The sequence below is a fragment of the uncultured Campylobacter sp. genome, from assembly GCF_938045535.1.
Lineage (GTDB): Bacteria > Campylobacterota > Campylobacteria > Campylobacterales > Campylobacteraceae > Campylobacter_B.
Map to the genome: position 1 here is coordinate 1 of NZ_CALIMQ010000014.1, position 8,018 is coordinate 8,018.

Consider the following 8,018-nt stretch of genomic DNA (forward strand, 5'->3'; position numbering starts at 1 on the left):
TAATCCCGCATATTTTGCGGAATTTTCAAGGAGAAAAAATGCTTAAACTTCACTCAATCCTTCTTGGTACAGTGCTTTGCGCTGGCCCGGCTTTTGCAGATCGCACGATTACAGATCAGCTCGGTCGCAAGGTCACGATCCCAGATCAAGTAAATCGCATCGTCGTGCTACACCACGAAGCGCTCAATGTCTTAAACGAAATCAACGCCCAAGATAAGGTCGTAGGCATCCTAAAAAGCTGGGAGCAACGCCTAGGCAAAGAGTATAATCGTTTGGCACCGAGTTTTAAAAACCTACCTAATCCGGGCGATATCAAAGATGTCAATTACGAAGCTCTGCTTAGTCTAAAGCCTGATGCGGTCGTAGTGGTCAACTACTTCCCTAAAGAATATATCGCTAAAATGGAGGAGTTGAAAATCCCAGTCATAGGTATTTCATTTTTCAGCTCTGCACAAGAGGAAAAAGCTAAGCTAAATCCGACCTTTAAAGATGAGCGCGATAGCTTCGCTGCTTACGATGAGGGCTTTTACGAGGGGGTTAAAATTCTAGGCGAACTAAGCAATCACGAAAAGGATGCCGCTGAACTAATAAATTTCGTTAAAAAATCGCAAGCTGATTTAAATGCCAAATTTAGTAATTTTATCGTAGATAAAAGACCTAGAGTTTATATGGCAAATCCTGATCTTACGACCTACGGTAGCGGCAAATATACTGGCGTAATGTTAGCAAGAGCGGGTGCGACGAACGTCGCCGCTGCAGATATAAAGGGCTACAAGCAGGTTTCGCCGGAGCAAATTTTAGCATGGAATCCGCAGATTATCTTAGTGCAAAACCGCTATCCTCAAGTACCTGCCGAGCTTAAAGCAAACCCTGCGCTAAAAGGTCTTAGCGCCGTGAAAGAGGATAGAATTTATCTAATGCCCGAATTCGTTAAAGCATGGGGTCATCCGACTGCCGAAGCAATGGCGCTTGGTGAGGAATGGCTTGCGATGAAACTTTATCCGCAAAATTTTAAGGACGCAAACTTTGATAAAAAAGTAGAGGAATTCTACGAGAAATTTTACCGCGTCAAATATCAAAAATAATGCTAAACGTAATCCTGCTTCTTTTTTGGGTAGTGCTGGCGTTAATCTCGCTCGCTAGTGGGCAGTTTCATATCCCGCTAGAAGAAATTTTTAAAATTCTCTTTAGCGGAGGCGGCGATGAAGCCGCCAAAAGTGTGATGCTGGATGTTAGAATTCCGCGCATTCTACTCTCCAGCCTTTGCGGTGGAGCGCTTGCTATCGCGGGTTTGAGCTTACAGGCGGTATTTAAAAACCCGCTCGTTGGCCCGCACATCGTAGGCGTTAGCACCGCAGCGGCATTCGGCGGCGCGCTTTGTATCTTGCTAGGATTGAGCGGCTTATGGCTTGCGGGTTTTGCATTTTGCTTCGGGCTTGCGGCGCTATTTTTGCTCTATCTTTTGGCAAAATTCGTAGCACGCGCCGATATTTTCTCACTCATTTTAGCAGGTATAGTCATTAACGGCGTATTTGCCGCACTTACGAGCTTGGTGCAGTATCTAGCAGACGATGAGGAAGTGTTACCTAATATCGTCTTTTGGCTGTTAGGAAGCTTCGTAAGCGCAGGATATGATAAAGTAATTTTGATGTGCGCGATCGCCCTGCCCGCTTCTGCAGTCTTGATCGCGCTGAGATGGCGTTTTAATCTACTCAGCCTAAATGATGATGATTTGCGCGTGCTAGGCGTGGATGTTAAATTTCTGCGCTGCACGATCCTAGCGCTTTGCACCGCTCTGATCGCCGTACAAGTTAGCGTCAGCGGAAATATCGGCTGGGTAGGTCTTGTGGTGCCGCACGCCACCAGGCTCATCGCGGGCAGCGACCACGTGAAGCTAATGCCTGCCTGCTTCATCGCAGGAGCGATCTTTATGCTGGCAATCGACGATCTATCTCGCTCGCTAAGTAGCGCCGAAATTCCTTTAGGAATTCTATCCGCTCTCATAGGAAGCCCGATCTTTGCCCTACTTCTAAAAAGGAGTGCCAAAAATGCAAAATCTAATTGAGGTAAAAAACGCTGGCTTTTACTACGAGGCGGAAAAATTCTGCTTTCGCAACTTAAGCTTCGAGCTTGCCAGCTCTCAAACATTAGCGATTTTGGGCTTAAACGGGCAAGGCAAAAGCACGCTAATGTCGTGTATGATGGGGATTTTGCAGCCTAAAGAAGGCGAGATCGTGCGCAAGGCAAAATTTGCTTTCTTGCCGCAGAGCTTTAATGTCGCGTTTGATTACAGCGTGCTTGACATCGTACTGATGGGGCGAGTACGTGATATCTCCCTCTTTTCAAAACCAGGCAAAAAGGATATTCAAATCTGCCTTGACGCTCTGGATACGTTAGGCGTCGCCCATCTGCAAAAGCGCAGCTTTAACGCCCTTAGCGGCGGGCAGAGGCAGCTCGTACTCTTTGCTAGAGCCCTAGCTAGCGGTAGCGACGTGCTGTTTTTGGACGAGCCTGCCAGCGCGCTTGATATCAAAAACCAAGACCGCGTGCTAAGCCTCATCGCAAATCTACGCTCAAATAGCGATGCGAGCATAGTTTTTACCACCCATCAGCCCAACCACGCCCTCGCAGTCGCCGATCGCACACTGATCTTGCGAAATGATCTTAGCTACAACTACGGCGCAAGCAACGAAATTTTAACCGAAGCCGCGCTTAGCTCGCTCTACGGCGTACAGATCAAAACGGCGGAATTTGACATGGAAGGCGAGCAAATCCCCAGCATCACGCAAATTTTCAGCGCGCAGGTGAGGTAAGCATGAGCGGCGCGACAAAGCAGCTCATCAATCGGCGCGAAATTTTAAATCGTGGGATTTTTGTCCTGGGCGAAAATTTAAATCGTAGAATTTTTACCTTGAAATTCTGATTAAAATTTTATATCGAGGTTTTGCCATAGAATTCCAGTCTAAATTCCATAGTGAAATTTTGCCGCGGGGAATTCCGATCAGAAATCTCATAGTGGAATTTTCTGTGGCTTGCCAGTTTTCTAAGCGTGCAACGAAAGCATGCTATCGCTTGAGTTTTGAAATTTCACAGTGGAATTCTACCCCGCAAATCCATAATCAAAATTCCGTTTTAAAATCTCGCGGCGGAATTTTATTCTCGCTCTGGTAGAATTCCTGAAATTCCGCAGCATGTGCAAATGCAACGAAATTTGGCTGCGATGAAATTTTGAAATTTTAAACTTCGCAGTTTAATCTGTGCTTTACGTTTGTTTATGTATACTTCATGGCAAATTTTAAAAGGGCTTATTATGCAAGACACTGTATCTCAGGCAAGAAAAAATGGGATGATTAGCGCTGGAATCGATCTGTTTTTAGCAGCGCTACCCGTAGTTTTTATTGTGGTAGGCTTTATCTCTTTCGACAGACCAAGAATCTTTGACGACGAGATGACAAATTATATCGCTAGCGGAATTTTGATCGCTTTTATTTGCGCCTCGGTGATTTTCAGGTTACGAGCGCTTAACAAAATTGAGGCGCTTAGCGGCACAAACGCGGCAGCACTTTACCGTAGTTGCATAGTTGTCTGCATCTGTACCACGACGTGTATGTATTTTTACCAGTCTCATTTTAGAGAAATAACGCGAATTCTAATCTTTCTCGCAGCCGCAGCCTATGTGATCGTATCGTGGTTTCGTATAAATTTTTCTTTGGCGCGAGTAAGCGGCGTGAGTACTTTTCGCACCTACGTGTGGCTCTGCGTCATCTTTTTCGTACTAAACATGCTATGCAATGCAACGGTTATTGCTTTAGCTCTTTCCGAGCGGCAGATTGACCCAAGCTCGGCTTTAACTATCACCGCCATATTATTTAAATTGCTTCTGCCGTTTGCTGCCCTCATAATAACCGGCATCGTGCACCTGCTAGCTTGGAGCAAGATAGAAAAGATAAACGCAGAGGTTTAAAATTTCGCAAACCTCTCGTCGCTATGAAATTTTAAAATTCCTCAAGTAGATTTAAAATTTCAAAATTCCGCTAGCAGATTTAAAATTTAAATCCCGAGGCGTCTTTCAAATTTTAAACGCGATCCGTAAAAATTTTAAAATTTTTGCGCACCATGTATTTTGCGCTGCATACAACCGCCATAATTTCTAGTCCAGCTTATTTCTAAAAAGCGATGCCGCAAAGCTCAATGTGCCAAGCCCGATCAGCAGCAGCGGCACGATGAGATGCCACAGCTCGCCTAGGCTCGCACCCTCCAGATAGATCCGCCACATGCAGTTGTTGGCATAATACATCGGATCTAGGTGCGCGATGTAGTAAAACCACCGCGGCATCGCGTCCGCAGGCGTTATCAGCCCGCTTATCATAATGCACGGCAGCAGGAACAAAAACGAGCTCACAACCGATTGTAGCGAGGTTTTGCAGACGGTCGAGATCACGAGGCCGATGCCTACGTTGCAGGCGCTAAAGATCGCGATGATCGCAAAAAGATCCGCAAAGCGCCCGCGGAACGGAATTTCAAAGTAAAATACGCAGATCAAAAACAGCGCGAGCCCCTGCGCGATCGCGATCAGCACGGGCGGCACGGCTTTGCCGATCAGCATCTCAAGCGGGTTCGCGGGCGTCATCAGCATCATATCAAAGCTTCCCTCCTCGCGCTCGCGGGAGACGCTAAACGCCGATAGCATCAGCACCTGAATCATCGAAAGCCCCAAAATCATCCCCGTCATGATCGTATAGCGCGTGATCGTGTTTTCGTTAAAAACATAGCGCGGATTTATGCTGATTAAATTGACAAAATGCTGCGCGTTGTATTCCCCCGCTATGGCCTGCACGAAGCCGATGACGGTGTTTGCCAAGGTCGTATTGCGCGAATCCGCGATGATCAAAAGCTCGTGCGTATTCGCAAAATCGCCGCCGAAATAGATCCCGATGATCGCCTCGCCCTCGCTTACCGCACGGCGCAGGCAGGTTAGGTCTTTGCAGCCAAGTTCGGTCTTAAACATCGGCGTAGCGGCGATCTGCTGTACCAGCGCGGTGGACATCGCATCGCGGGCATCGTCCAAAATCGCGTAGCGCACCTGCTCGGGGGTGAAATTCGCGCCGTAGCCGAATATGATCGCCTGCACCAGCACCGGCACGATCAGCACCATGCGCGTGCCCTTGTCGCGAAACATCGCCAAAAATTCCTTTTTTATCAGCGCGCGAATTCGAAGCAGGGATTTTCGCAGAGCGTTCATCGCGCACCCTTTTTAAATTTAGCGGTACCTTTAAATTTAACGCCATTTTCAAATTTAGCGGCGCGGGCGGGCGGATTGAAATTTGAGATAAAATTTAAAAACGGATTGGACGCAGGTTTAAATTTATGCGGCGCGAGCGTAAATTTTAAAATTTCAAACCGATTACTCAGCTCGGGCGTAAATTTTAAAATTCTAAATCCATTACGCGGCGGTTCGGGCGAAAATTTTAAAAGCACAAGTTTAAATTTACGCGGCGGCAAGGAGATGAAATTTAAAAGCACGTTTGCGAAGTCAAATTTGCTAAATTTTTCCGCGCGCCCTGCTTCGTAGCCGTGCCGTGCAGCTGCGCTACAAAGTCGCGCTATGCGGCGCTGCGCAGAATTCAAATATCCGCCCGCATAAGTAAGCTTAACTGCGCGCCGTTTTTCTGCTATGCCGCATCCGTGCCCTGTTTCGGCACTATCTACGCGCGGCAAAACACGACGCGGAGCGAACGGCAGCTCGCAAACAAGCTTTAAAATTTTAAATCTATTCCGCGATATGAAATTTTGCGCTATGTCCGCAAAAGGCACTGAAGCGCGCGTAAATTTTAAAATTTCAAACCGATTACGCGGCACGGACGTAAATTTTAAATTTCTAAATCCATTGCGCGACGCTGGCGTAAAATTTAAAAACCTCGTCGCCGTTCGCAAGCCGAAGCGTCTCGCGCCTAGAAATTTTAAAATTTTATATCCACGCTCTGTTTGTTTGCGCGAAAATTTTAAAAATTTCATCGCGCGCCCCTTTTTACGCTAAGCACGCACAAGCTGAAAAACAAAACCGTTCCGAGCGCCTGAATGGCGAGGTTCACCCACAGCGTCGCGCTCTGCCCGCCCGAGAGGAAGCAGATGCGAAAGGACTCGACCGCGTATGTGGGCGGCAGCAGGTGCCCGATGAAGTTGACCGCCGCGGGCAGTCCGCGCAGATCGAATATCATGCCGCTAAGCAGCGTCACGGGCAGATAGCCGATGACGATGGCGTATTCCTGCGCTAGGAATTGATTTTTGCAGATCGCCGAGATCAGCATGCCTAGGCAGGTCATCTCCAGCACGAAGACGCAAAGCGTCGCCAGCAGCATCGCCACGCTGCCGCGGATCGGGATGCCCAAAAGCACCTGCCCGTAAACGAGCGTCATCGCGCCGCCCAAAAGCGCCAGGAAGTAATACGCGCCGACCTTGGCAGTGACGATCTCAAGCGCGCTTGCGTTGGAGTTGTAAAGCGAGGCGATCGTGCCGCGGTCCCATTCGCGCGAGATCACGACCGCGACCATAAATAGGCAGATGAGCCCCAAAATCCCCACGTACTCGGCAGATACGAGATACCACGTCGATTCGTTGGCTTCGTTGAACCAGCTGCGATAATTCACGCTGACGGGCTTTGCCGCGGCGTTTAAATTTGCGTTCAAAAAGCCGTAATCTTGCGCCAAAACCTGCTCGATTACGCCTGCTACGTAAACATAGCTAAGAAGCGCTAGCTGCGACTGCGTGGCATTTTGGATAAGGAAAATTTCGGCGCCGTCTTTGTTTGAATTGCTCGCGCCGCCTCCTGCACCATTTGAGCCGCCTACATTACTTGAGCTGCCGCCGTTATTTACAGCGCCGCCCGCGCTGCGAGCGCCGTTAGCGGAAGGGCTTGCATTGACGCCGCCGTTCGTATTTTGGAGATCGTCTGCTCCGCCCATGAGGCCCGTATTCGTATCGCCTGCGCCGCCGATTAAATTTGCGCTGCCTTGATTTGCGCCTATGTCGCCTGCGCTGCTACCGGAATTTGCGCTCATACCGCCCGTATCGTTACTGCGAGAATTTGCGCCGGCGAAATTCGCAGTCGCGCCCATACTACCGCCGCTAGAATTTACAGTCGCGCCGTTAGAATTTGCGCCGGCGTCGCCAAAAGAGTACGCGTTACCGCCTGCGCCGTTGCCGTATGAAGCCTCACTGCTTACGCCGGCGCCGCCTGCGGAGGCGTTTATGCCGCTCTCGGTGCTGGCGCCCGTGCTGGCGTCCTCAAGCGGACGGACATTGTCTCCGCCGTTCATATTCTGGATATCGCTTGTGCCGCGCGTGGAGGAGCTTTCATCGCCATGGATATTTAAATTTACGCCCGCGCCGCCGAGTCCGCCCAAAGTGCTTTGAAATTTCGCCGCAAAGCGCGGATCAAAATACAAAATGCTCTCAATCTCGTGCGCCTTAAAATCTCTCCTCGCGCTCTCTAAATCCGTATAGACGCGGGTTTGCAGGTATTTTGAGCCCAAAAATCCGCCGAGCAGATCACGCTCGATTTTGGAGCCCAGATCGCTTACGAAGCCCACTTTGACGGGCTTTATGTCCATCCGCATCGCGTATCCGTAGATCACGACCAAAATTAGCGGCATCAAAAACGCGATCACGAGCGCCGATCGGTCCTTTGCGATCTGCGCGAACTCCTTTTTTACGAGGATTTTTAAAAAGGTAAAATTCATCCGCCCTGCCCCTGTGCTCGGATTTTGCGACACTGCGCCGCTCGCGGCGAGCCCTTAAATTTTGATCGCGCAAATTTAGCGACTACCGCGCTTTGAAATTTTAGCCGCGGGGTCGCATTTGGCACGCCCCCAAATTTTAATTGCAAAGATGCCGCAACCGAGATTTGAAATTTTAACGGCACAGATGGACTGCTCGTGCCCATTTTACTCATCGCACCCTGAAATTTTAATCGCTTGATCGCATACGGCGGGCTTTGAAATTTTATGCACCGCGGCATT

8 protein-coding genes are annotated in these 8,018 nt (G+C 49.1%); 4 read left to right on the forward strand and 4 right to left on the reverse strand.

Annotation, left to right across the window (positions count from 1 at the left end; all coding sequences use genetic code 11):
• The first annotated feature begins 38 nt into the window (after window positions 1–38).
• The 4 genes from Q0095_RS00640 (at window position 39) to Q0095_RS00655 (ending at window position 3,964) form a co-directional block, all read left to right on the forward strand.
• Window positions 39–1,085 carry an ABC transporter substrate-binding protein gene (locus Q0095_RS00640; RefSeq protein WP_297880408.1) on the forward strand — a complete coding sequence of 349 codons (1,047 nt, stop codon included), beginning with the start codon at window positions 39–41 and terminating at the stop codon, window positions 1,083–1,085.
• Window positions 1,085–2,065 (forward strand): iron ABC transporter permease, encoded by a 981-nt coding sequence (locus Q0095_RS00645; protein ID WP_002951064.1) that lies wholly within the window; start codon window positions 1,085–1,087, stop codon window positions 2,063–2,065. Before Q0095_RS00640 ends, Q0095_RS00645 begins: the two co-directional genes overlap by 1 nt.
• Window positions 2,049–2,813 (forward strand): ABC transporter ATP-binding protein, encoded by a 765-nt coding sequence (locus Q0095_RS00650; RefSeq protein WP_297880410.1) that lies wholly within the window; start codon window positions 2,049–2,051, stop codon window positions 2,811–2,813. Before Q0095_RS00645 ends, Q0095_RS00650 begins: the two co-directional genes overlap by 17 nt.
• Window positions 2,814–3,310: 497 nt before the next feature.
• Window positions 3,311–3,964, forward strand: a complete 654-nt coding sequence (locus tag Q0095_RS00655) for a hypothetical protein (protein ID WP_297880413.1) — start codon at window positions 3,311–3,313, stop codon at window positions 3,962–3,964.
• Between the two features lie 186 nt (window positions 3,965–4,150).
• Here Q0095_RS00655 and Q0095_RS00660 read toward each other — a convergent pair whose 3' ends face one another.
• From Q0095_RS00660 to Q0095_RS00675, 4 genes are all read right to left on the reverse strand, one after another.
• Window positions 4,151–5,242, reverse strand: a complete 1,092-nt coding sequence (locus tag Q0095_RS00660; RefSeq protein WP_297880415.1) for an ABC transporter permease — start codon at window positions 5,240–5,242, stop codon at window positions 4,151–4,153.
• Window positions 5,239–6,015 carry a hypothetical protein gene (locus Q0095_RS00665; protein ID WP_297880417.1) on the reverse strand — a complete coding sequence of 259 codons (777 nt, stop codon included), beginning with the start codon at window positions 6,013–6,015 and terminating at the stop codon, window positions 5,239–5,241. The genes Q0095_RS00660 and Q0095_RS00665 overlap by 4 nt, the downstream gene beginning before the upstream one ends.
• Window positions 6,012–7,739 (reverse strand): ABC transporter permease, encoded by a 1,728-nt coding sequence (locus tag Q0095_RS00670; RefSeq protein ID WP_297880419.1) that lies wholly within the window; start codon window positions 7,737–7,739, stop codon window positions 6,012–6,014. The genes Q0095_RS00665 and Q0095_RS00670 overlap by 4 nt, the downstream gene beginning before the upstream one ends.
• Window positions 7,736–8,018, reverse strand: a 283-nt coding sequence (locus Q0095_RS00675) for a hypothetical protein (RefSeq protein ID WP_297880421.1), incomplete at its 5' end; no start/stop codon positions are given. The genes Q0095_RS00670 and Q0095_RS00675, both read right to left, overlap by 4 nt.

Bases quoted from the DNA above. Each gene is read 5' to 3' on its own strand.
- Q0095_RS00640 (WP_297880408.1), top strand. From the start codon at position 39: ATGCTTAAACTTCACTCAATCCTTCTTGGTACAGTGCTTTGCGCTGGC.
- Q0095_RS00645 (WP_002951064.1), top strand. From the start codon at position 1,085: ATGCTAAACGTAATCCTGCTTCTTTTTTGGGTAGTGCTGGCGTTAATC.
- Q0095_RS00650 (WP_297880410.1), top strand. From the start codon at position 2,049: ATGCAAAATCTAATTGAGGTAAAAAACGCTGGCTTTTACTACGAGGCG.
- Q0095_RS00655 (WP_297880413.1), top strand. From the start codon at position 3,311: ATGCAAGACACTGTATCTCAGGCAAGAAAAAATGGGATGATTAGCGCT.
- Q0095_RS00660 (WP_297880415.1), bottom strand. From the start codon at position 5,242: ATGAACGCTCTGCGAAAATCCCTGCTTCGAATTCGCGCGCTGATAAAA.
- Q0095_RS00665 (WP_297880417.1), bottom strand. From the start codon at position 6,015: ATGAAATTTTTAAAATTTTCGCGCAAACAAACAGAGCGTGGATATAAA.
- Q0095_RS00670 (WP_297880419.1), bottom strand. From the start codon at position 7,739: ATGAATTTTACCTTTTTAAAAATCCTCGTAAAAAAGGAGTTCGCGCAG.